Genomic DNA, 23,564 nt, shown 5'->3' with positions numbered 1-23,564 from the left:
ACAGACACGCAGTGAATTGGCCAGTAGAGGCCGATAGCTGCTATGAGAGCGCAGCCCCGCTCAGGGTGTGATTCCCGCGCAGGCGCTAGCTTGGGGGGAGTGCTATGCGACTTTGGCTTTATGGTTTGGCGACAGTGATCGCGAGCATCGCTACCCTACTGCTGGCGATTACCCCAGCACCCTCTCAGAAGACGCAGGCCCGAACTGGCAGCGCGGCCCAGCTAACCGCAATGCTGCAAGGCGGCGGTCTGGATGTGCAATGCGACAACAACCGGACATTCTGCCGAGCGGACGTTTCGCGCTGCGATAGTAATGAGCGTGAACGGCAAAATTGGCGCACACAATGCCTTGCTCCGCATAAAGAGAGGTATGAAGAATGCGTTCGGACCTTCCGCAGTCCTCTTAATAATGGATATGGCCGAGACTACCAAAGACGCGCTGCGCAGGCAGCCTGCAGTCACCTTGCCAATTATGCATCGACCCGGTGCCAAGTAGAGCCGCAGATTTGCCCGACCTACCGGCAGTGTGAGCAGCAATTTGGCCAATGTGTGCGGGATATGGGCGCAGCTTTGCGAGATCGACAGAACTCTCGCGATGATAGCGCTAATGTTCCTGAGTCGCGGCCTGCGCCGGAGACCCGTCCTATCTCTCCACCTGCGCAGCCCGACACGCGCTACCGCGTCTACGTGAAGAACGGATGCCGCAAGTATATCGAGATCGCATATTTCTATGAAGAAAGCCCAGGGCAATGGGCCAAGAGCGGTTGGCGCGGGTTCCAACCCGGGCGTGTCGGTGAATTGAAAAGCCCGATCATGACGCGGCGCTTGGGGCTCTTCTCATCATTAGGTTTTCCGGAGCAAAGGTATCGGCGCGGCTTCAATGAGAAAAAGAGCGTAATTGATCGTGACTTTCTGGTCCCGATCAACGAGCCATTGCGGGGCAAAGGAGCGCGCACCGTGCCGTTCGATATGCTCGAATGGGCCAGCGACATCTCAAAACCTGTGATTGTCATTGAAAACTGCGATCAATACGAGGCGGGCGTTAGGATCAAGCAGCCTCAAATTCATCCTCCCGCTGAGGAGCCGAAGCCCGTGTTGTTGCAGGTTAACCCTAGCCCTGAGCCCGAGCCTGCGCAGCCCAGAGTGATTGCGGTTGAGGAACCTCCCGCTTCTGCGCGTGAGCCGATACAGCCAGCGGCATGTCAGGAGATCGACCGCGCGGCGATGTCACCTGCGGATATCGAGCGCTACGAGAGCTTGGCCGCGCGGGGCATTATCAAACTTTGCGAGGTGGACTAAAGGCTCTTTTGCGCTGGCGCTTCTATCAGACGCTTTTCTTCCGCCGTGATGTAATCCCGCGTCAGCGGCAGAGCATAGCGATTGCGCGCATATTGGATCTGATAATTGCACATGCTGCCACTCTCGAACACGGTCGCTGCGCCCGATAAATAGAACGTCCACATCCGGAAAAAGCGCTCGTCATACATCGCGATCATTTTCTCGCGATTGGCGATGCAATTGGCGTACCATTGGCGCAGGGTCTTGGCGTAGTGGACGCGCAAGGTCTCTACATCAGTGGCGATCAGGCGGAATTTCTCGCTGGCTTCGACAGTCTCTGAGAGGGCCGGGATGTAGCCGCCTGGAAAAATGTATTTGCGCGTGAACGCATCGGTCGAGCCGGGGCCGCCCATCCGGCCAATCGTGTGGAGCAGCATGGTGCCATCATCGGTGAGCATATTGGCACAGGCCTCAAAGAAGGTCTCAAACTGCGGTTGTCCAACGTGCTCAAACATGCCGACTGAGACGATCCGATCAAATTTGCGCCCAGCGGCGGCGAAGTCCCGGTAATCGACCAGCTCAATGCTCACGCGGTCGGCGACACCGGCGTCCTTCACGCGTTCCTTAGCCAGCGCGATCTGCTCTTCAGACAAGGTGATCCCGACGACTTCGACATCGTAATTGCGCGCCAGGAAGATTGCCATGCCGCCCCAGCCACAGCCGATATCGAGCACTTTTTGGCCCGGCTTGATGTTCAGCTTCGCCGCGATATGCGCCAGTTTGGCCGTCTGAGCCTCTCCCAATGTGATGTCGTCTGAGGGCCAATAGCCGCAGCCGTATTGCCAGTGCTCCTCGTCCAGCATCAGGCGGTAGAAATCGTTGCCGATGTCATAGTGATGCGCGACGTTGCTTTTTGAGCTGATCCGGTTGTTGACCTTCTCAGCGGCAAAGCTCGCCTTGTTCAGCACTCGTCGCAAAAATTTGGGCGGGCCGATATCGCCGCCTTTGTCCCAGGCGTTGTTTTTGCGCAGGAGGGTGACGAGCCCCATGATGTCGCCTTCTTCGATGATCAGGCGGCCATCCATAAAGGCTTCTGCCGCGCCAAGGCGCGGGTCCATGATGATGTCACGCGGGACTTTCCCGTCGGTGAGGCGCAGGACAATCTCAGGAAAGCCTTCTTCCGGCTCACCATACGTCTTGTCCGATCCGTCAGCGAAAACGACGCCCAAGCGCCCGCGTTTCACGCCTTTAGTCAGAAACCGATCGAAAAGTGTTTTGCTCATACAGTGCCTTTTTCGCAGCGATCCACCATTCGGTTACGAATGCCAGCCTTGTTCGCGGTGTCAATGATGGGTTATCCTCTCAGCTATGAGCGACGCAAAAACGACACCGACCACCGTTTCGGTTGATGATTTTATCGCCGCGGTAGAGCCCGCCAGCAAACGCGAGGACGCCAAGGTCCTCGATACGCTGTTTCGTAAAGTGACCGGGCACAGCCCGCAAATGTGGGGCCCGACCATCATCGGCTACGGCAGCTACCACTACAAATATGACAGCGGGCGCGAGGGCGACTCCCTTCGCTCTGGCTTTTCACCGCGCAAGGCGAAGCACTCGCTCTATTTGATGGGCCGCTACTGCGATGAGGCCACAGGCAAAAAGGTCGACGGATTGCTAGAAAAAATGGGCAAACATAAAACCGGCGCGAGCTGCGTCTATGTGAACAAGCTTGCCGATATTGATTTGAGCGTTTTGGAAGAGATCATCGGTGTTTGCTGGGACGCGATGAACCGTAAATATCCGGGCTAAGCCGCTTAGATCCCGGCATACCATTGATAGCCCGCCGGGTGATCCTCCCAAAATCCGCCCATGCCTTTGCCGATATTTTCAAAGCTGGAAACGGCCTCAATGGCGGTCAGATATTTGGGATGCTTATAGCCAAGCTGACGTTCAATCCGCATTCTTAGCGGCGCGCCATTTCCCTCTGGCAAAGCCTCACCGTTTAGCTGATGCGCAATGATTGTCTGCGGGTGATAGGCGTCGACCATATCGACACTCTCATAATAGTCTGCGCCGTACAGAGTGTCGGCGCAGTAGAAGACGATGAAGTTCGCCTCGGGCTTAACCTTCGCCGCATCCAGCACTCCTGAAAGCTGCGGACCGGTCCATTCGCCAATCGCGCTCCAACCCTCGACGCAATCATGCCGCGTGATTTGAGTGCGCTGGGGAAGGGCGCGGATATCATCCATGCTCAGCGACAATGGCTCTTCAACCAGGCCGCGCACTTGCAGGCGCCAGTTCGCAAATCCATTCGCCAGCTCGGCGCGGTATTCCGGCGTATCGACGGTCTTTGAGCCGTTGCTGCGGAAGGTCGGCGAGCGATCCTCTGGCGCATATTCTGGGGCCAAAGCTTGCCGGTTAGCGAGGGTGCGATGCGCCGCCCGATGCCAGTCTTCGGCGGCCTCAAACAGCGAGTTGGCCGTATCTGTGCCGGCGATTTTGGAGCATGCGCCTGTGCCGAGAGCGGCTGCGCCTACGAGCAGTGTTCTACGCTTCATCGCTGTTCTCCATTCGGCCACCGGCAATCATTGCCCAGGTTTGCTTGATCGGACCTGACAGCAGCACCAGCACAATATGCAGGGCGACAAAGCCAAAGGTTGCAAAGGCAAAGATAAAGTGCAGGCTGCGGGCGCTTTGTCTTCCGCCGAGAATGTCGACGAGCCAAGGCGCAGCGGGTTCAAAACCGGGACTGATCGCCAGGCCGGTGAAAACGAGCATGGGCAGGAATATGCCATAAACCACGCCATATGCTAGTTTCTGGAGGAAATTGTACTTGCCGCTGCGTTCCTCGCTGCCGTGATCAAAGTTGAGCTTCAGGTGCTCTCGCACATCCTCTGCAATGGCAGTGGCTTTCCATTCAGCCCGCCGTGTCAACAGGTCCCGGAAAAAGTGCCTGTTCGCAAGCATAGCGATCCAGATGAACAACAGTCCAAGTGCAAATGGCCAGGCCATCAGAAGGTGCCAGTCTCGCGCCTCGGCCAGATTGTATCGGCTTGGGATTGTGGCCCAGCTAGGAAAGCGCATGACGGCGAGCCAGGCATCCGCTGGATCAAAGCCGTAATCGCCCCAATAGAGATAGCGGTGCGCGTTCGATATCGTCAGGCCGGACATGAAGAGAATGATCAGCGATACGGCGTTGATCCAATGCCAAATCCGGGTCGATAGCGCGTGTCGTTTTTTGATCGGCTTAGTCATTGTTCAAGCACCCTCGCGCGCCAAGTAAATGACGTCGCGATCCTGTGACAGCATGTGCTGACCGCTGTCGATGAACAGGGTTGATCCGCTGCGCAAATGGCCTTGGGCTAGGAAGAACGCTGCATCGGCAATTTCATCCGCGCCGGTCTTTCGGCCCAGCAAATTCAGTCGGTGCGAGGTTTCCGTCTCATCCTGCGTCTGGTCGTGGCTGGCCAAAATTGCACCCGGCGCAATGCCATAAATGCCGTCTTCATCGCCTGCTGCGCCCATCGTCAACATCGGAATGGTCGCGTTCAATGCGTGCTTTGCCATGGTGTAGCTGAAGAAATCGGGATTGGGATTTTCCAGCTTCATATCAGTGATGTTGATCACGCAGCGTCCCCTGCTGGATTGTGCGGCGGCCAAAAAGGCCTGAGCCATGCGTGTGGGCGTAACCGCGTTGACTTGCATTGCCTCCCGGTTCGTGGCCGGGTCGAGCACGGTTACATCATCAGGATCAAAAACTGCTGCGGAATTCACCAGGGCGCGCCATTCGGAATGCTGCGTAGCCAATTCCTCGACGATCGCGACAGCAGCATCGCCGTCATTCAGATCACATTGGGCCGTGCTGGCAGAGGGCAGGGCGGCCGCCAAGGCGTCGGCTTCATCCGAAGAGGATCGGTAGTGGATGACCACGTGCCAGCCCTCTGCGGCGAACCGGCGCACAATCTGCGCGCCAATGCGCGCTGCGCCGCCTGTGACCAAAACTGTTGGTTGGTTCATCATTTCTATTGAGCAGACTTTCGCGTTCTTGCCTAGCGTGCGTATCTGTCACCGATGGATTTGAACTGGAGTATGCCGAGTGTCTGCAAGGTGTGATTTGATAGATGTATTCTGTGATGGGCTGTTGAGTGGAAACCCACTTGCAGTGGTCCATGGTGCGGAGGCCATGTCAGCGGATCAGATGCTCGCATTGACTCAATGGCTTGGGTTTTCTGAGACGACTTTTCTGCTCCAGCCAACTGATCCCGGAGCGGATTACCGCGTGCGGATATTTTACCCGGGAGGCGAACTGCCGTTTGCTGGTCATCCCACTTTGGGTACATGTTTTGCTTGGTTGGCTATGGGTGGCAAGCCGAAAGCGAAGGGAATGGCCGTGCAGGAATGCGGCATCGGGTTGGTTGATGTTCGATTTGATGAAGATCAATTGGCGTTCAAAGCCCCTGCGCTCCTTAAGCATGAGCCACTGACAGAGACAGAACGCGCGGCTGCGGTCCAACTTTCCGGGATTGATGAAGATGCATTGGTCGAGGCAGTTCACATAGTAAATGGCCCGCGATGGCAGTTGCTCAGACTGCGTTCGGCTGCGGATGTTTTGGCTGCAAAACCCGCTGGTTCAGCGCCGCTCGGTACTGACATCGGTCTTGCCGGACCACACTTAAGCAATGCTCGCCGCGATTGGGAACTGCGGGCGTTTTTCGCGGACACTCATGAACGTTTTGTCGAAGATCCCGTAACCGGTAGCTTTAACGCTGGTGTGGCTATGCACTTGTTTGGTGAGGGCTTGGTCGATGGTTCTTATTTAGCCGGGCAAGGTCAAGTTGTTGGAGCAGATGGTTTGGTCGCTTGCGAGCAGGATGCGTCAGGCGCCATTTGGATCGGCGGCACTTGCCGAATGATAAGCAGGGCGGGGCGATTGAATTGCCAATTTCTGGCGGTTGAGCGCCCATGGAAAGACGCCGCCAACCGGTGAAGGTTGGCGGCGCCAAAGGTGGAGTGGGGCCACCTTATTTCAACAATGACTTAGCGGCACTTAAGATCCCCCTTGTCGATTTCGCGTCCCAAAAGGCCGCCTGCAACACCGCCAAGCAATGTGCCGAGAAGCTTGTCGCCGCGCCCAGCAACCTCGTTGCCGATCAGTGCGCCAACGCCTGCTCCGATGACTAGGCCGGTGGTGCCATTGTCGCGCTTGCAATAGTAGCGGCCATCCCGTCCGCGCCATACGCTGTCACGGCGACTGATACGACGCGGCTCGCGATAGCGACCATTGCGGTCATAACGATTTTGGCGGCTGTTCTTCCGATAACGGCGATCATCGTAGTAGTCCCGATCATCACCATATTGATGAGTGGAGGTCTGGATGAGGCTATCCATCGGGATCACCATCACATTGGATACAGCCGAATTGGAAGCGATGCTGGGGGCAATCTCTACCGCTTGTGCAGGAGCGGCGGCGATTGCAAGTGTACCAGCGGCGGCGAATGCGGCGAGATTTTTCATAGCGTGTCCCTCTTTTCGTTCGAGTTGCCCGGTGGGGTGAGAGGACATTCGTTCAGAAAAGGACAACGCAAGATGAACGATTTGTTGGAAATTGCGTTCAGGCGACGAGCCGCTTTTATTAAGCGATGAATTGAATGATCAGCGCAATTTTGCTGCTGCTTTGGCCCGAACCTTAGGAGACAACGACTCAAGCTGGCTGAGTTCGCGCAACTCTTCCTGCGCTCCTTTTCCGGCGATTATCACGGCAAACACTCGCTCGACGCTCCATTCGGTTGCGCGGAGAGACACGCGCTCTAGCGTGTCGCCCGCCTGCGCGGTGCCGTCTTCGACCACCCGAAAATACCATCCGCATCGGCCAGAACTGATAATGGCGGCGACCATTTCTTTGACGCCGAACCGGTGTTCAATCTTCCAGCATGGCTGGCGTGGTTGGCTGATCTCCAGCAGTGCGCTGCCCAAACGGAATTGGTCACCGATGTGGACCTGCGCCTCGGTCAGGCCGCTAACCGCTAGGTTTGATCCGAACGCACCGGGCTGTGAGAGTAGAGCGTGTTCGCCGATCCGGTCTCGCCAAAATGCGTGATGATCAACGGGATAAAGATGCACCGCCATCTCCGGGCCGCCGTGCACGCTGCGGTCGGCTTGCTCGTCTACTTCCAGCCCTTCGGTTCCAATGTGCAATGGGCCTTCAACGGGCTGCTTGGCGATGGCGCTTGTTTCTTCGCCGCGAAAATTGGCCGCTTTACCGGCGCAGATTGCGCTGACTTCAAACTTCATGCTTTTCTCACTGTCAGAGCAATCCAGTTTCTTTGAGTTCCGTCACTGCCTTTGCCCGCAAACCCATCGCTGTCCTCGATCGCAAACCCGGCAGAGCGGTATTGCGTTTCCAACCACTCGCTGGACGGAAAATTATGCAGCCGGCCAAGCAGATCGCGTCCTTCGCCATCGCCGAGCTTGTAACTGGCGTAATGCCACCCTCTCGGTCTTAGAGCCCAGTGAATTTTGCCAAGAACATTTGGCAATTCCGCGCGCGGGCAGTGCAGCAAACAGGCATGCGCCCACACCGCATCATATTCATTCGCGGCGGAAAGCTCATCAAACCTCATGAGGCGAGCGCCAACATCAAACCGCTCGTTTGCCTTTCGCACCATTGCGGCAATGCCATCGGTCGCATCGAGTGAGAACCCGCGCTCCTTTATGCGAGCCGCGTCACGTCCGCCGCCGCATCCAAGTTCGAGAACCTTTGCGCCTGGCTCCAAGCGGTCCAAAAAAGCATCAAGGTGGCGACTGTGCGATTGGGCAAAGCTCAGCGTATAATGCGGCGCATTGCGCTCATAATACTCAAGCGTTACCGGATCGATGCTCACTCGCTCGCCGCTTCTGCCTCAGCAGCGGCTACGGCTTCGCGGTCCATTTGCGCACGGCTTTTCTTCTCCGCTGCGGTTTTTAGCTGGCCGCAGGCGGCATCAATGTCTCGTCCGCGCGGGGTGCGCACTGGTGCGCTAATCCCGCCTTCGAAGACGATGTTTGAAAAGCTGCGGATCCGGTCTGGGGCGGAGCATTCGTAATTCGCACCGGGCCATGGATTGAACGGGATCAGATTGACCTTGGCGGGCAGGTTGAACTGCTTGAGCAGACGAACAAGCTCATGCGCGTCCTCGTCGCTGTCGTTCTTGTCCTTCAGCATGACGTATTCAAAGGTGATGCGCCGCGCATTGGTCGCGCCGGGATAATCGGCACAGGCCTGCAGCAATTCTTCAAGACCATATTTGCGATTGAGCGGTACGATCTCATCGCGCACATCTTTGTTCACCGCATGCAATGAAACCGCGAGGTTGACGCCAATCTCTGCCCCGCAGCGCTCCATCATCGGGATGACGCCGCTGGTCGACAGAGTGATCCGTCGCTTCGACAGGGCGAGCCCTGCGCTGTCCATTACGAGCAGCAGTGCGTCGCGGACATTGTCGAAATTATACAGCGGCTCGCCCATGCCCATCATCACGATGTTGGTGAGCAAGCGGCCATCCGCGCGGTATTCTGCCTCGTCCTCATTCTCGGCAAAATCCATCTTGCCCTTGGGCCATTCGCCCAGAGCGTCCCGCGCGAGCATCACTTGGCCAACGATTTCGCCCGGCGTCAGATTGCGAACCAGGCGCATGGTGCCGGTGTGGCAGAAGGTGCAATTGAGTGTGCAGCCCACTTGGCTGGACACGCATAAGGTCCCGCGATCAGCATCGGGGATGAAGACCATCTCATAGTCATGGCCATCATCGGTCTGCAGCAGCCATTTGCGCGTGCCATCGGTGCTATGCTGAGCCTCAACCACATGCGGGCGGCCAATCACAAAGCGCTCGGTCAGCCACGGACGCATGGTCTTGGAAATGTCGGTCATGTCCTCAAATTCGGACACGCCGCGATGATACAGCCAGTGATAGACCTGCTTGGATCGCAGCTTGGCTTGTCTTGTATCCAGACCCGCCTCTTCAAACAGCTCGCGAATGCGCGCTGGTGGCAGGCCGATGAGGTCGACGCGGCCGTCCTCGCGCGGGGTAATGTCGCGCGTAGTGGGAACCGGATCGATTTGTCCGGCGATGGGCATGAGGTTGGTATCGGCCATAAGTTCGCCGCATATAGGCGCGCAAAAGCGCCTTTGCTAGTTCGGTCTATCTAAGCTTTGCGCAGCCGAGCAGCGCGGCGTCGATTGCGGTAGCGGCGCCCGCGAGCTGGTATCTGTCCGTGAAGGCGCGGCCACCTTTGTCGCGGGTGCGCACACTCATCCGGGTGGCGGAGCGCATTGCGGCGACGATTGCGGCGTCCATGCGGTCATCTTTCGCCCAAGCATCGCCGCCTCCGCCCGTGAGGTCGAAACGCTTGTCACCAATGGTCAGACGTATGGTCGCGCGCTCGGCAATTTCGCGAGATAGCCGCAGGTGAACTTGATTGCGGACAGAGCTTTTTGGCCATGTCGCAATACTGGCAAAGGGCGCATAGTCGCGCCGCGTCGTCGCGCTGGACGGTTTGGCGATGGCATAGCAGCGCGGCGTGCCCTGATCGCGGAAAGCGGCCCAACTGGAATAAACGCCAAGGCTGTCTTTCGCAGACAGCGGAGCAGCCAAAGCAGTCCCCAGCACCAGCGCGCCGAGCAATAGGGTATGCGAGACAAATCTCTTATCTTTGCTCGCCATGTCGAACCGCCCCCTTAGCGCCAAGCTATCGCAAGTAGTAGCTGACCGGCTGCGCTCGTCCGGCTTCTTGCGGATACATATGGCTGTAGGACACAGCGTTTCCGAGCACACGCATGATGTAATAGCGGGTTTCGAAATTGGCTGGCACGCGCTCAATCCAGGTGACCCAGTCGATGTCGCCGCGGCGCGGATCGCCATTCAGGCGAAGCCATTGGTTCACCCGGCCAGGCCCAGCGTTATAGGCGCCAATGGCGAGCGGATAAGCGCCGCCATAATAGTCCATCATCCGCGCGAAATAAGCATCGCCCAAACGCATATTGTAGCTGGGCGAGCCAATCAGATTGGCCGAGAGATATTGCATCCCGAGCTTGCCCGCTTGCTCACGAGCTGTTCCCGGCATCAATTGCATCACGCCGCGCGCGCCGGCGTGGCTGACCCGGAAGCGGTCAAATTCGCTTTCCTGACGGGAGATCGCGTGCACCATCGTCCAGTTTGCACCCGAAGGCGGCGTGACAGTTGGAAAGCCAAGGCGCTCAAAACCTTTCAGGCCGTGCTCGCCCGCTGTCATGCCAGCTACAACGGCCATTTCATCAAGGCCAGTTTCAGCGGCGAGGTCAGCGACCATGCTCATTTCTTCGGGCGTGTCGGCAATGTCAGCGACAGCTTCGAAGAAGCGGCGCTCTGTTTGCCACGCCATGCGGTTTGCCGCGATAGAGCGGATGGCCTTTACAACTGGACGGCTGTTGAAGGCAGTGCGCTGAGCTTGGCTAACCTCGATGGGCGCAAGCGGCGCGAATTGCGGCAGCGGGCGGCCCAAAGCTTCATGCGCGAGCTGACCATAGTAATACTCGGGGAACTCGGCGGCCATTTCGAAATAGCGAGTTGCCTCAGCGGTTTGCCCGGCCTGACGCGCAGACCGGCCAGCCCAGTAAAAGCCTTTGGCCCGGATCAGAGGCGTGCCGGCGCCCGCTCCGTAGCGATAAAACAGAGGCGCTGCGGCGGCTCCATTGCCAAGGCTCCAAAGCGCCTTTGTCCCGCCCAGCCACATCAAATCGGTGTAGCGATCGCGAAGAGCGAAAGAGCCTTTCGACACATCGGTGCCCGGTGCGAAAAGATCATCAGCAGAGGCAGCAATCTCGACCGCTTGACGCGCGCCCGAGGCTTTGGCGACACCCAGCATTTGCGCGACCATATCCTCTGGCTTGTGCGAGGTGCGGGTGAAATTGGTACGCGTCGTCAGAACATTTGCGGCCTGAGCGACTTGACGTTTGGAGCGCAATTGCTTCACGTAATTATAGACGAAGCCGGGATCGCTGAGCGCGCCTGAGGGCACATTGCTAGTGTCTCCGCGAATCACGGCCAGGCGGGCCATCGCCATCTCGCGTTCGCTCGGCGCAACATTGACCATATGGCGCACGGCCGCTTCACTTTCGCTTTGCCACAGGAGCGCATCCATCCGCGCGCTGTGATCTTCTCCGGTGAGGCGTGATCCAAACAGACCCATGATGTAGGCTTCTGCCGGGCCGCTCATCTCGCCGCCGCGCCATGCTTCGCGCGCAACGTCAAAGGCTTCCGTGCGCTGCGCGCCAGCCAGAGCTAGTGCATAGCGTGCGCGGCCAGGATTGGTGAGCGGCGTATGGGCATCAAAGAAGCGGATAAGATCCGCTGAAGAAGGCGCTTCGTTTTCTAACGCATTTTCTGCGCGCACTCGCAGAGTGGCCATGCGCGGAAAGTCTGGATAGGCGAGGGCAAAGCCAGCGTAATCTGAAAAACTCGAGAGGCGAGATTTCTGCAAAACTTCCCACCGCGAGATCGCTTGCCCAATGGCGCGCGGCTGCTGGGCCAGCATCGTGCTGCCCCCTGGCGAGCTTGTATTCTGGGCAAAGCACGGGCCCGTCATAGCGGCTGTGCTGGTGAAAAGAATGGCGGCGACGGCAAGGGGATTGCCAAAAGAACTTTTACGCATGCTGGACATAATGCCGATCGGCTCCTTATCAGGCGCTGAACAAGTGCCTTAGCTTTTGGAGAATTGCTTCAAATAGTCGCTAAGTGCCTAGATAGAGGAATACAACAATGTTTAGCGGTTCAATCCCCGCTCTGGTGACTCCTTTTCGCGATGGAGCGTTTGACGAGGCTGCATTTCGCAAATTGGTCGATTGGCAAATTGAGCAGGGCAGCGCGGCTCTGGTCCCGTGCGGGACGACGGGTGAAGCATCGACTTTGTCCAATGCAGAGCATCACCGCGTTGTTGAGGTTTGCATAGAGCAAGCCGCAGGCCGGGTGCCGATTATTGCGGGGTGCGGTTCCAACGATACGAAGAATGCCGCGCTTCATATGAGCTTTGCCAAAAAGGCTGGAGCCGCCGCAGGGCTGTGCGTTGCGCCCTATTATAACCGTCCAAGTCAGGCTGGGCTGATCGCGCATTTTAGCTTTTTGGCCGAAAACTGCGGCCTGCCGATTGTGCTTTATAATGTACCGGGCCGCACGGTGACAGATATTGCGCCGGAAACCACGATTGAGCTCGCCAACAAATTCCCTGACAAAATCATCGCCATTAAAGATGCAAGCGAAGATCTTTCCCGGGTGGCCGATCACCGCATGGGCATTGGCCGCACGTTCTGCCAACTGTCTGGCAATGACGAACTGGCCCTGCCGTTCAACGCTGCGGGCGGCAAGGGGTGCATTTCTGTCACCGCTAATGTCGCCCCGGCGCTATGCGCAGAATTTCAGCAGGCCTGCGCCGACAATGATCTGGTCCGAGCGCGTGCTCTGAATGATCAGCTTTACCCGCTGCATTACGCCATGTTTTCCGATTCGAGCCCGGGTCCGGTAAAATATGCGCTGAGCCGGGTGCAGGATTGGGCAACGCCAGAGGTTCGATTGCCCTTGTGCGAAACGAGTGAGACATCGCGGAGGGCAGTGGATGCGGCGTTAGAGCATGCGGAGTTGGTTTAGGGCCTAATCCGCTGGATTGTGCAGTTCGACAAATCGAACGGCCGCATCAAGCATGGTACGCCGGGTTTCTGAACGTGACAGCCAGTGATCTTCGCCTTTTAGGCTGATCATTTCGTGCGGTTTTTTCGCGTCTTTAAGTTTGTCGGCCATTTTTACTGAGTGACTGAAAGGTACGACAATATCGTCGCGTCCATGGATCAGCATAATCGGCGCATCAGCTTGGTCTGCAAAACGCAGCGGTGAGACTTCATCCCAGCGATCGCGTGGGCCGAGCTGTTCGAGCAATGCAACCTTCGTTGTCCGATCGCTACCTGATGCGCGGTAGTCTTCTTGATACATATCCTTGATATCGCTGACTGGTGCGACTGCCACTGCGCAACGGTAAATGTCTTGCTGTAAAGTGACGCCTGCAAGAGCAGCGTAGCCGCCATAGCTTGCACCGACGATGCAGGCTCGGCTCGGATCGACGATCCCCTTCTCTGCTAAAGCGGCAAGACCGTCCGATTTGTCGGTCTGCATCTTGCGGCCCCATTCGCCATATCCCGCCGTACGGAATTCGTCTGAGCGTCCCGTTGAGCCGCGGAAATTGGGTTGGAACACGGCATATCCGCGCGAAGCGTAGGCCTGTGCCCACCAATCAAACGTGGCCTTGTCGCGTGCGTGCGGTCCGCCATGCGGCAGAACCACAACTGGTAAGTCCTTCGCTTCGCGACCTGGTGGCAAGGTTAGGATGCCGTCCATATCGAGGCCGTCACTGGCGGTGTACTTAAAGGTAGAGATCAGACCAACACGCTCTGGACCAATTGCAGTCCGTTCGTAAGCAATAGCATTCGCACGCAAGTTTTTGACATCCACTGCGTACCAGGTGCCGCTGTCACCGTTGCCAGCAGTGCGCACGATCATTTGTGAGAGGTCTCCGGTCCAATCGATCGGACTCGTATCGAAATCCTTGAAGGCACTGCGAACCTTGCGCAAAGCACTGCCCTTTGCTTCGTCTTGAAATACGATGCGTTCTTTACCGCCACGCTCACGGTAACCCATCAGATGGCCAGTCTTTTTGTCGAAATACACTCGTTCAAGACCAACGTCGGGCAGAAAATCTGTCATCTCTCCGCCGGAAATTGGCACTTCTTGCCACTTTATGCCGTCATCCGTGCGCTCAGACAGAATGACTGTTGCACCGTTGTAACCAAGTCCGACCAAGCCGATCCGTGCCTGAACATTTTGTCCGCTGGCGATTTCATCACCAGACCCATTGTGGAGCTTCCATTTGCCGTTTCCATCGTTGATGTCGAAGGTTGCGGCAATGTTGCCGTCTGCATCAATCAGCCAGTCGTTATCGTGCCCAGGCCGAGCCGCATTCGCCACTCGTTTGACAGAATAGTCCTGCATATCGACCCGAAACAAAAAAGGTCGACCGTGATCAAATGTATAATCTGACCGATTATTTTTCTTGAGTTGAATCCCGCCATAAAACCCATAATAGCGGTCATCAATTTTACGGACACCGTAGTCACCTATGATCGCATCCAAGATATTGCGTTTTTTAGAAAAAATCATCCCCGCATCTGCGCCTGAGGTAACGGGTATTATCCGGCCAACATAGAATTCAGCTTTGTTGGTAGTGAAGTTGAATCCCAAGTCTTCAGTCTGGCTAGAGGTGAGCAAAATTCGTTCATCACCGATCCACTGAATGTTACGGATTTTCATATCACCAACCGCAACGGAAGTGAGTATCGTGTTTTGGTTCTCAAGAACTATGAGTGCCCGAGTACCCTTCACGGTGGTGATCATCGCGATACGTTGGCCCGATTCTGACAAAGCTGCATCTTCGATGCCAGGGAGTGCGCCGTAAGCCGCTAGCGGCAATGGTTCCAGTTGCTTACTCGCGCCGCTGCTCGCGGGTGTCGCTCCTTCTCCGTCCTGCGCAAGAAGAGCTGCTGGCGCGGTTGCGCAAAAGATCGCAGACAAAACCACTTTTGATAACGAACGCATTGAATAAACCCCTTACCGATCCGTATATTAATCAGCTATATTTGCCCCGCGCTGTACCCTGGCGCTGCTGTATAATGCCAAAGCCAACTGAAGTTTCAAGTAATCTAAGCGCCTGATTGCGAATCTCGCACAAGACACTACATCACGCGCATCATGGCGAGACCGAAACCCGAGACCTTTGATAAGCACAAGACCGTGGCGGAAAACCGCCGCGCGCGCTTCGATTATCATATTGAGGACAAATATGAGGCGGGTCTTGCGCTGCAGGGCACCGAGGTAAAGGCGCTGCGCTCTGGTCAGGCTACCATTGCGGAAAGCTATGCCGAAGTGCGCGACGGCGAGGTTTGGCTGATCAATTCGAACATACCGGAATACAGCCACGGCAATCGCCTGAATCACGAACCGAAGCGTCGGCGCAAGCTCCTGCTCAATACGAGAGAGATTGGAAAAATGTTCGGCGCTGTTGAGCGCAAGGGCATGACGCTGGTTCCACTGTCGATTTATTTCAACAAGCAAGGCCGCGCTAAAGTTGAGCTAGGTCTCGCGAAGGGCAAGCAGGCGCATGATAAGCGTGCGAGCGTCAAAGATCGCGACTGGAAGCGGGACAAAGCCCGCCTGATGCGCGAAAAGGGTTAAGTCCAAAGCGTGCGCAAACGCTCTATTCATTTAATAGTCGCAAAGTTTTGTAAGATCACCAGCGACCCACTGTTCAGCGGCCAAATCCTACCCATATGAAGCGCATGTCCTATCCCTTGCACATTCTTGTAGCTTCACAGTCTTTCGCTGTGGAGAGCCAAGTGCCTTGTGCAAACGGCGGACAAGGGCTCGCGTCATGAGTCAACAGCGCAGCAAAACCTGGGCAATGGATATGCTGCGCAAATATATGCCGACGCGTGAACAGATGGCCGAGAACAAATATCTAAAGCCGTTTGCGCACCGCTTTCTCTCGCCTGAGCTTTGGCGCTTTACCCGCCGTTCTGTCCCGCGCGGTGTCGCGCTTGGGCTGTTTTGCGGATTTATCATTCCCGTATTTCAGATATTCCTTGCCGCCTTCCTCGCTTTGCCGGCGCGCGCGAATGTGCCTCTTGCTACGGTGGTCACCTTCGTGACCAATCCCTTCACCTTTCCTTTCTGGGCCGTGCTCGCTAACCGGCTCGGTGACCTCCTGTTGCGGCTTGATTTTGCTGGAACCGGAGAGGCTGCTGAAAGTGAGATGGCGAGTGGTCGCTGGGCCTGGCTCTTCGAACTTTTTGAAGATGTGGGCGTTACCGTGCTTGAAACAGTGTTCGGCTTTGTGGTTCTAGCGCTGGTCAGCGCGGCCCTAGGTTATCTCATTTCCGGTGCAGTGTGGCGCGTGATGGTTGCGCGCCGCCGTGCAAAACGCTTGGCGCGGATGGAAGCGCGGCTCGACCAGAGGCTCAATGCGAATTAAGCACTGAATCGGCCGGTTCGAAGAGGACCGCGAACGATCCTTATTGCGCAGCGCCACCAAAGTGCTGCATCCATGCCGCCGAACCAAAATGTAAAGTGCGATAGAAAAGAGCGCTATGAAAGCCGTCTTGCAGGCCAATGATCAAAACCGATTGATGATCGCTGCGCTGGCGGCTGCCTTATGCATCAGCGCTGGGATCCTATGGCTGGCAACACGTGAGCCTGCGTTGGTGCTGTCTTATGCCTTAGGGTTAGGTGTCTTGCTGGTCGGCGTGTTCACTTTTGACCGGATGCGAGCTGAGCCAGCGGCGCAAATTGAAAGCGCGCCCGACTGGACGGTGACGATCGCCGCCATCGAAGAAGCTGGCGAGGCTGTAGCGATTACAGACCGGGCGAACCGTCTGGTGTGCGCGAATTCCGCATTTATCGACGGCTTTGGAATTGGAGCGGCGCCGCCTTCTTTGCCTCTGGAGCGCGAAGGGCTTGAGGCAATGACCCGTCTGGCCCGCGAAGCTTGGCGCGATGGATCGGGCGCATTGAAAGAGCTGGCCGGTCAGGCCGGAGAAACCCCTTGGAAGGTCACGGTTGAACGGGCGGGCCGGGGCGAAGATCACCTAATCTGGCGTTTCCGGCGCCACGTCATGCCGAGTAGCGACGCTTTGGCCGACCTCAATCTGGCTGGGCCATTCGGTCTGATGCTGAGCCGAGCAGGCATTGAGAGCGCGGTAACTGGCCCGGACGGCGTCATCAAAACAGTGAGCGCAGGCTTTGCTGAGCGGGCAGTTGGCGATCCCACGGCAACAATGGCGGGTCAGGATTTTGTGACTTACCTGCGCTCTGATGACCGCGACCGGATATTTTTTGCGCGCGAAGGGCGAGGGGGCACGCCGCAAACCTTGATCCACGTCCCGCTCGATGATCCAAGCGGTCAGGTCCAATCCGGCCCTGATGAAGGGCCGTCCCTGATGCTGCTCGTCGACAGCGGTGTTGGGATCGGCAGCGGATGGGATGGCTCCTCGCAGGCGGGCGTGGCGCAACTCGACGCGTTGCTCGCGCAGTTGCCTCTTGGGCTGGCGATGACCGACCGGGACGGGCGTTTCCTTTTCTGTAACGACGCCTTTTTGCGTTCGGTAGACCGGGAAGGGCGAGGTTTGCCTGCGTTCCCTACCGATCTGGTGGTGCGCGAAGACAAGGGCGCCATGTCCGACGCGGTGCGGCGACATGGCCGCGGCCCAGCGACCAGCGGTGATATGGCGGTGCGCCTATCGATCCAGCCAGAGGAACCTGTTTCGATTGGTCTGGCCGGAGTGCGCGGATTGGGCGAGGCGGCGGTGCTGCTCAGCCTTGCCGATTCGAGCGAGGAAAATCAGCTCAAACGCCAAGTCGCGCAGGCCACAAAGATGCAGGCCGTTGGGCAATTGGCGGGCGGCGTCGCGCATGACTTTAACAATGTGCTGACCGCGATTATCGGTACCTGCGACTTGATGCTGCTACGCCATACGCCGGGCGATAGCGACTATGACGACATTCAGCAGATCCGCGCCAACTCCAACCGCGCGGCTTCGTTGACGCGCCAATTGCTCGCCTTCTCCCGGCAGCAGACCCTTCGCCCTGAAATCCTGCAATTGCCTGACGTGGTGAGTGAAGTTGGGCCGTTGATCAAACGGCTGCTGGGCGAGAAAATCCAATATTATGTCCAGCATGACCGTGACTTGGGGCCGGTACGCGCTGACCCTCAGCAGCTTGAGCAAGTGATCATGAACCTCGCGGTGAATGCCCGGGATGCGATCCAATCAAACGGCAAGGGCAGCGGGCGTATCTCTCTGCTGACGCGCAGCCTGCAAGCCAAGGAAGTGATTAAGCTCGGGTCGGAAATTTTGCCCGCGGCGGATTACACTGTGCTGATCGTACAGGATACCGGCGGCGGTATTCCCGCGCATGTCTTGCCCAAATTGTTTGAGCCGTTTTTCACGACGAAGGAACAAGGCAAAGGCACGGGTCTTGGCCTTTCGACCGCTTACGGCATTGTTAAGCAGTCCGGCGGATTTATCTTCGTCGACAATGTTGTGGATCAAAACGACCGTCCGAAGGGCGCGCGCTTCACGATCTATTTCCCCGTTTACGCGGGCGAAGCGCCCAAGAAGATCGCCGACGCTCCGCCAGAGCCATCATCCGACTGGGCCGAAGGTGGCCGGATTTTGCTCGTGGAAGATGAAGACATGGTGCGGGCAGTTGCGGAGCGCGCGCTTGCCCGTGCGGGCTATGAGGTCACTGCCTGTCCCGGAGGGGAAGAGGGTCTGGCAGCAATTACAGACGGCGGCGAGTTCGACCTCATCGTCAGCGATGTCGTGATGCCCGGCATGGATGGCCCCGCCATGGTCCGCGCGATTCGTCAAAAGCTGCCGCATATGCCGGTGTTGTTCATGTCCGGCTATGCTGAGGAGCAGCTGCGCAAAGACATTGATATTCCCGACATGCACTTCATTCCCAAACCGTTCAGCGTTCAGGCGATCGGCGACAAGGTAGGCAATGTGATGCAGCGGGTTAGGCGGAGCTAAGGCTCTCCGAGACATCTCTCTAGCATCCTGAAATTGCTATAAAAAGCGAATGTTCGAATGGTTCACAACCACCATACTTGCACTAGCCAAGGGTCCATTCATCGCGCATACAGTACGCCCCGTCATGCTAATTGGCGGGTTCAATAGGAGGCTGGGTGATGAACGCGATTAAGCTGGGATTGGTGTCAGGTTTGGCACTTGGGATGAGCGCTCTTGGGGCTACAACGGCTACCTCACAATCGCTGCTAGATCCTGATGAAACGGCGCAGGGCGATGTCGCGGTTACCATCTACAACAACAATCTCGCGCTGGTGCAGGACGTGCGCCAAATCAACATTGAACGCGGCCGCAGCCGGGTTGAATTTCCCGATGTATCGGCGACTATTCAGCCGCAAACGCTGAGCTTCTTTGCGCCGAACACCTCGATCATTGAACAGAATTTTGACTTTGATCTGCTGACGCCAGCGAAGATGATGGAGAAGGCGATTGGCCAAACGGTCACTTTGCTGCGCACCAACCCTGCGACCGGTCGAGAAACCAGAGAGCGGGCAAAGGTGCTCTCCACGGCAGGCGGCGTTGTGGTCCAGATCGGTGACCGGATCGAAGTCTTGCGTGATGACGGCCTTCCGGTTCGCGTAATCTTTGACCGGGTGCCGCCCAATTTGCGCGCTCGCCCAACATTGTCAGTCAACCTTAACAGCACGCGCGGCGGAACGCGCCCGGTTTCGATCCGCTATTTGACCGGCGGGCTTAGTTGGAACGCAGACTATGTCGCGCTTTATAATGAGCAAACCGGTTCGATCGACATGCAGGGCTGGGTCACGCTCACGAACAACACTGGCACCACGTTCAACCAGGCGAAGACCCTGCTGGTTGCTGGCAATCCGAACAATCGCGGCAGCCGAGGCCGTAGCGGAGGCAATCAGAACTTGATTCGACCGGGAACAGAAACCGCTGAGCGAGAGCAGTTGGGAGATTTCTACCTCTACCCTATCAGCGGACGCACAACGATCGCCAATGCGCAGACGAAGCAAGTGAGCTTCCTCGATGTGCAATCGGTCCCTGCGCGCAAGATTTATGAGCGCACAATTGGTTGGCTCTCGAACGACAGCAGGCCGGTGAACGTCTCGAGCGCGATTTCGTTTTCCACTTCGCGTGATCAAGGACTAGGTGACGCTCTGCCATCGGGCACAGTGCGTTTTTATCAGCGCGACAACCAAGGCACGCCGCAATTTATCGGCGAGAACAACATCGGTCACACGCCGATGGGCAGCGAACTATCGCTGAGAACGGGTGACGCATTTGATATCTTTGTGCAATCTGAAGTCGAAAAGCGCGAAGAGATCACGAGTTCAGAATGGGAGCGAACCGCGCGTTATCGCGTGATTGAGGATGGCGAGACGACCCGCCAGGTCGAGGTTGAGCGCCCCAAGAAATATTATCGCACAACCATGCGCTACACGCTGACCAATGCGAAAAGCAGCTCGATCGATGTCGATCTGACCCAAAGCGGGCTTTATCGCGGATATTGGTCGAACGATTACCGCGTGGTCAGCGAGGACATTCAGGGCGAACAGATCAATTTTGATCGGCGCAAATGGATCGTGCCTGTGCCCGCCAATGGCAAGCGCGTGGTGCGCGTCACATACGAAACCCGTTACTAAGGGGGCGGGCGATCATGCGGAGCCCCGCATTCATTGGACTGGCTCTTAGTCTAATGGCCAGCGCGGCTGTCGGCTTGCCTGCCACCGCGCAGGACAGCCCGGCGGTCACCTCGTCCGAAGCGCAAGCCGCACCCCAAATTCAAGCTGAGCCAGCGCGGCAGGCCGTCGACGCTTCTGCGCCGCAATCGCTTTCGGTCACCGTCTACCGCGATCCGCGTAGGCAGCTTGGCCAAGAGATGAACCGCCGTTGGCCGCAAGGTTTCGCCATGATCAGCGAGACCCGCACGGTCACTCTGCCGCCTGGCCAATCGACCATCCGCTTTGAAGGCGTAGCCGAGGGTATGGTCGGCGTCAGCGCCATCGTCTCGGGCCTGCCCGGCGGCACGATTGAGAAGAACCGCAATGCAGACCTGCTCTCACCCGCTGCGCTTGTGAACGGAGCGCTCGGCAACCGCGTGACTTTGACGCGAACCAATCCCGCGACCGGAGCGGAAGAGGCTGAAACTGCGGTTGTACGCACACGCGCGGATGGCGGTTTGGTGCTGCAAACCGACCAAGGGTATGAGGCGGTGCGCTGCGCGGGCTTGCCAGAGCGATTGACCTTTGACCGCGTGCCAAAGGGTCTTTCGGCCAAACCCATTTTCACCATCGATACCCAGGATGCGAGCGGGGGGACATATGAAGTCGTCCTGACCTATCTCGCATGGGGCTTCGATTGGCAGGCCAATTATGTTGCCACCTTACCCGACCCTGCGGACGGCTCTGCCGCAAGCTCAGCGCGGCGAGGGGAGAACGGCAACTTTAAACTCGGCCTGATGAGCTGGCTCACGATCCTCAATGACAATGGCCAAAGCTTCGACGATGCAGAATTGTTGGTGATCGCGGGTTCACTCAGCGTGGTCAGTGATTTTCGCAGTCTTGCGACCCCGCCTCGGGCCGCTCCGCTGCGTCTAACATGCTATCCGATTGGCAGCACGGCCGCTGGGTCTCCGGTCCAATCGCCTCAGTCGATCGTTGTGACTGGGCGTCGAAAGAACTCACGGATGGAGCTTTCTGCGCCAGCGCCGGTCATGGCAATGGCAGACGCACGGGGTTCCGTTGGTGAGGCGGAAGCTATGCAGGCGGTCGAAGAGCAGCTTGGCGATCTTAAGCTGTACCGCGTGCCGGAGCGAGTGAATGTCTCAGCCAAGGGCCTCAAACAGATTGCCTTTCTCAACCGGCAAGAGGTTGATGCGCGCTATCTCTACACGGTCAGTTGCGGGTTCTCCGTCACGCGTGAAGGGCAGCCCAATCCTGGTTTTGAACGCGCAGGCATGTTGCTGGTGACCAAGAACGAGACTGAACGAGGGCTGGGCGTGGCGTTGCCTCAGGGCGGACTGACCGTGTTTGAACCAAGCAGCTTTGGTCCGCAATTGGTCGCAGACGTTGATATGCGCGACTATGCCGAGGATCAGGACGTCGAGCTGGAAATGGGGGCTAGCAACCAAGTTTTTGCGAAATGTCTGCCTGCTCCTGGCCTTGTGACAAACGGCAATATGAACGGCTGGTTTGGCAATGGTGCGGAGATCACAAATGCCAATTCGCACCCCATCACGGTGCGGCTCGACATCGGCGACTCGGCCATTTGGGAGGTCCGCCTAAAGGGTGCTAAGACTCGCATCAAAGATGGCCGCATTATCGCGGAAGTGGATGTTCCGGCAAATTCGGAACGCACGTTCCGCTGGTCAATCCGCGACCCCGCATAACTTTTTTCTAGGGTCTTTCTAAAGTAATTTCAGGTGTTTGCTGGCTTCGCTCTGGTGGCCAAGTAGCAATTTTTATGTTCCCTACTTGTTCTTATGGAACAAAGTAGGTACAAGCTGTCTCCACAAGGGGTGGTCGATAACAATTTGTCGGCCCTAGGCAAGTCAAGGAGGCCATGCGATGTCTGCAAGTCTGAAATTGGTAGAAAAAGGAAAGACCGTGGACCGTCAAAAAGCGCTCGACGCTGCACTTGCGCAAATAGATCGTGCTTTCGGTAAAGGCTCAGCAATGAAGCTGGGCTCTCGCGAAGCAATGAATGTTGAATCCATTCCAACTGGTTCCTTAGGACTTGATATCGCGCTTGGTATTGGCGGTCTTCCAAAGGGCCGCGTTATTGAAGTGTACGGGCCGGAAAGCTCGGGCAAGACGACCTTGGCACTGCATGTCATCGCAGAGGCTCAGAAGGCTGGCGGTACAGCGGCTTTCGTCGATGCGGAACACGCTCTCGATCCGGTCTACGCTAACAAGCTCGGCGTCGACATTGATGAATTGATCGTCTCTCAGCCTGATACAGGTGAGCAGGCACTTGAGATTACTGACACGTTGGTTCGCTCGAATGCGATTGACGTGCTGGTGGTCGACTCGGTCGCGGCGCTCGTCCCCCGCGCAGAAATTGAAGGCGAGATGGGCGATTCCCACGTTGGCCTTCAGGCGCGGCTTATGTCCCAATCGCTGCGCAAGCTGACCGGGTCGATCAACCGTTCGAAATGCATGGTCATCTTCATCAACCAATTGCGGATGAAGATTGGCGTTATGTACGGCAACCCAGAAACGACGACCGGTGGCAACGCGCTTAAGTTCTACGCTTCGGTTCGTCTGGATATTCGCCGCACGGGCCAGATCAAGGACCGCGACGAAGTGGTCGGCAACTCAACCCGCGTTAAAGTGGTGAAGAACAAAGTCGCGCCGCCGTTCAAGCAGGTCGAATTCGACATTATGTATGGTGAAGGAATTTCCAAGATCGGTGAGATCCTTGATCTCGGCGTGAAGGCAGGCCTCGTAGAAAAATCAGGCAGCTGGTTCTCCTACGACAGCGTGCGGATTGGTCAGGGCCGTGAAAACGCCAAGACCTTCCTCAAAGAGAACACAGAGATGTGCAATCAGTTGGAAGCCGCCATTCGCGGCCGCACCGACGAGGTTGCCGAGGAGATGATGACAGGGCCGGACGCGGACTCTGACGACTGA

Annotated in this window: 21 protein-coding genes; 10 read left to right on the top strand and 11 right to left on the bottom strand. The window is 57.2% G+C overall.

All coding sequences use genetic code 11. The features are described from left to right. The first annotated feature begins 104 nt into the window (after positions 1-104). A complete protein-coding gene (locus AC0V6M_RS13625) occupies positions 105-1,298 on the top strand; it encodes a hypothetical protein (RefSeq protein WP_486139340.1) in 1,194 nt (397 codons plus the stop codon). On the opposite strand, the gene AC0V6M_RS13620 is transcribed toward AC0V6M_RS13625, so the two are convergent. After that, a complete protein-coding gene (locus tag AC0V6M_RS13620; RefSeq protein WP_486139339.1) occupies positions 1,295-2,560 on the bottom strand; it encodes a class I SAM-dependent methyltransferase in 1,266 nt (421 codons plus the stop codon). The genes AC0V6M_RS13625 and AC0V6M_RS13620 overlap by 4 nt on opposite strands. 85 nt (positions 2,561-2,645) lie before the next feature. On the opposite strand from AC0V6M_RS13620, the gene AC0V6M_RS13615 reads away from it, so the two are divergent. After that, positions 2,646-3,083, top strand: a complete 438-nt coding sequence (locus tag AC0V6M_RS13615) for a DUF1801 domain-containing protein (protein WP_486139338.1) — start codon at positions 2,646-2,648, stop codon at positions 3,081-3,083. Between the two features lie 5 nt (positions 3,084-3,088). On the opposite strand, the gene AC0V6M_RS13610 is transcribed toward AC0V6M_RS13615, so the two are convergent. The 3 genes from AC0V6M_RS13610 to AC0V6M_RS13600 are packed head-to-tail and all read right to left on the bottom strand — an operon-like array spanning position 3,089 to position 5,294. After that, positions 3,089-3,832, bottom strand: coding sequence for a molybdopterin-dependent oxidoreductase (locus AC0V6M_RS13610; protein ID WP_486139337.1), 744 nt, complete (start codon positions 3,830-3,832; stop codon positions 3,089-3,091). Further along, on the bottom strand, positions 3,822-4,529 hold the full coding sequence (locus tag AC0V6M_RS13605) for a cytochrome b/b6 domain-containing protein (RefSeq protein WP_486139336.1): 708 nt from the start codon (positions 4,527-4,529) through the stop codon (positions 3,822-3,824). Before AC0V6M_RS13605 ends, AC0V6M_RS13610 begins: the two co-directional genes overlap by 11 nt. A gap of 3 nt (positions 4,530-4,532) precedes the next feature. Continuing rightward, a complete protein-coding gene (locus tag AC0V6M_RS13600; protein ID WP_486139335.1) occupies positions 4,533-5,294 on the bottom strand; it encodes an SDR family oxidoreductase in 762 nt (253 codons plus the stop codon). A gap of 76 nt (positions 5,295-5,370) precedes the next feature. On the opposite strand from AC0V6M_RS13600, the gene AC0V6M_RS13595 reads away from it, so the two are divergent. Next, positions 5,371-6,261, top strand: coding sequence for a PhzF family phenazine biosynthesis protein (locus AC0V6M_RS13595; RefSeq protein WP_486139334.1), 891 nt, complete (start codon positions 5,371-5,373; stop codon positions 6,259-6,261). Between the two features lie 50 nt (positions 6,262-6,311). Here the strand turns inward: AC0V6M_RS13595 and AC0V6M_RS13590 are convergent, their stop codons facing one another. From AC0V6M_RS13590 to AC0V6M_RS13565, 6 genes are all read right to left on the bottom strand, one after another. Next, entirely contained in the window at positions 6,312-6,788 is a 477-nt protein-coding gene (locus tag AC0V6M_RS13590; RefSeq protein WP_486139333.1) for a glycine zipper 2TM domain-containing protein, read from the bottom strand. Between the two features lie 138 nt (positions 6,789-6,926). Beyond that, a complete protein-coding gene (locus tag AC0V6M_RS13585; protein ID WP_486139332.1) occupies positions 6,927-7,565 on the bottom strand; it encodes an MOSC domain-containing protein in 639 nt (212 codons plus the stop codon). Beyond that, positions 7,562-8,155, bottom strand: a complete 594-nt coding sequence (locus AC0V6M_RS13580; RefSeq protein WP_486139331.1) for a class I SAM-dependent DNA methyltransferase — start codon at positions 8,153-8,155, stop codon at positions 7,562-7,564. The genes AC0V6M_RS13585 and AC0V6M_RS13580 overlap by 4 nt, the downstream gene beginning before the upstream one ends. After that, a complete protein-coding gene (gene rlmN, locus AC0V6M_RS13575; protein WP_486139330.1) occupies positions 8,152-9,405 on the bottom strand; it encodes a dual-specificity RNA methyltransferase RlmN in 1,254 nt (417 codons plus the stop codon). Before rlmN ends, AC0V6M_RS13580 begins: the two co-directional genes overlap by 4 nt. Positions 9,406-9,451: 46 nt before the next feature. Further along, the gene (locus tag AC0V6M_RS13570; protein ID WP_486139329.1) at positions 9,452-9,973 is read right to left on the bottom strand and encodes a hypothetical protein; all 522 of its coding nucleotides are present in this window, start codon (positions 9,971-9,973) and stop codon (positions 9,452-9,454) included. Positions 9,974-9,998: 25 nt separating this feature from the next. After that, positions 9,999-11,948 (bottom strand): lytic transglycosylase domain-containing protein, encoded by a 1,950-nt coding sequence (locus tag AC0V6M_RS13565; protein ID WP_486139328.1) that lies wholly within the window; start codon positions 11,946-11,948, stop codon positions 9,999-10,001. A gap of 98 nt (positions 11,949-12,046) precedes the next feature. On the opposite strand from AC0V6M_RS13565, the gene dapA reads away from it, so the two are divergent. After that, positions 12,047-12,928, top strand: coding sequence for a 4-hydroxy-tetrahydrodipicolinate synthase (gene dapA / locus AC0V6M_RS13560; protein ID WP_486139327.1), 882 nt, complete (start codon positions 12,047-12,049; stop codon positions 12,926-12,928). Positions 12,929-12,931: 3 nt separating this feature from the next. Here dapA and AC0V6M_RS13555 read toward each other — a convergent pair whose 3' ends face one another. Next, positions 12,932-14,923, bottom strand: a complete 1,992-nt coding sequence (locus AC0V6M_RS13555; RefSeq protein ID WP_486139326.1) for an alpha/beta hydrolase family protein — start codon at positions 14,921-14,923, stop codon at positions 12,932-12,934. Between the two features lie 153 nt (positions 14,924-15,076). Between AC0V6M_RS13555 and smpB the strand changes: the two genes are divergently transcribed. The 6 genes from smpB to recA all read left to right on the top strand — a co-directional run bounded on the left by smpB (position 15,077) and on the right by recA (position 23,564). Then, positions 15,077-15,559: an SsrA-binding protein SmpB gene (smpB, locus tag AC0V6M_RS13550; protein WP_486139325.1), complete on the top strand. Its 483-nt coding sequence runs from the start codon at positions 15,077-15,079 to the stop codon at positions 15,557-15,559. Between the two features lie 196 nt (positions 15,560-15,755). Next, positions 15,756-16,355 (top strand): DUF2062 domain-containing protein, encoded by a 600-nt coding sequence (locus AC0V6M_RS13545; RefSeq protein WP_486139324.1) that lies wholly within the window; start codon positions 15,756-15,758, stop codon positions 16,353-16,355. A gap of 115 nt (positions 16,356-16,470) precedes the next feature. Then, the gene (locus AC0V6M_RS13540; protein WP_486139323.1) at positions 16,471-18,912 is read left to right on the top strand and encodes a response regulator; all 2,442 of its coding nucleotides are present in this window, start codon (positions 16,471-16,473) and stop codon (positions 18,910-18,912) included. Positions 18,913-19,070: 158 nt separating this feature from the next. Further along, positions 19,071-20,576: a DUF4139 domain-containing protein gene (locus AC0V6M_RS13535; protein ID WP_486139322.1), complete on the top strand. Its 1,506-nt coding sequence runs from the start codon at positions 19,071-19,073 to the stop codon at positions 20,574-20,576. A 14-nt stretch (positions 20,577-20,590) separates the two neighbouring features. Next, positions 20,591-22,321 (top strand): DUF4139 domain-containing protein, encoded by a 1,731-nt coding sequence (locus tag AC0V6M_RS13530; RefSeq protein WP_486139321.1) that lies wholly within the window; start codon positions 20,591-20,593, stop codon positions 22,319-22,321. 178 nt (positions 22,322-22,499) lie between these two features. Continuing rightward, the gene (gene recA, locus AC0V6M_RS13525; protein ID WP_486139320.1) at positions 22,500-23,564 is read left to right on the top strand and encodes a recombinase RecA; all 1,065 of its coding nucleotides are present in this window, start codon (positions 22,500-22,502) and stop codon (positions 23,562-23,564) included.

It is taken from the genome of Erythrobacter sp. JB3-1, assembly GCF_057364995.1.
Note: the sequence above shows the minus strand (reverse complement) of the source record. Positions and strands in the feature narration are given on the sequence as shown.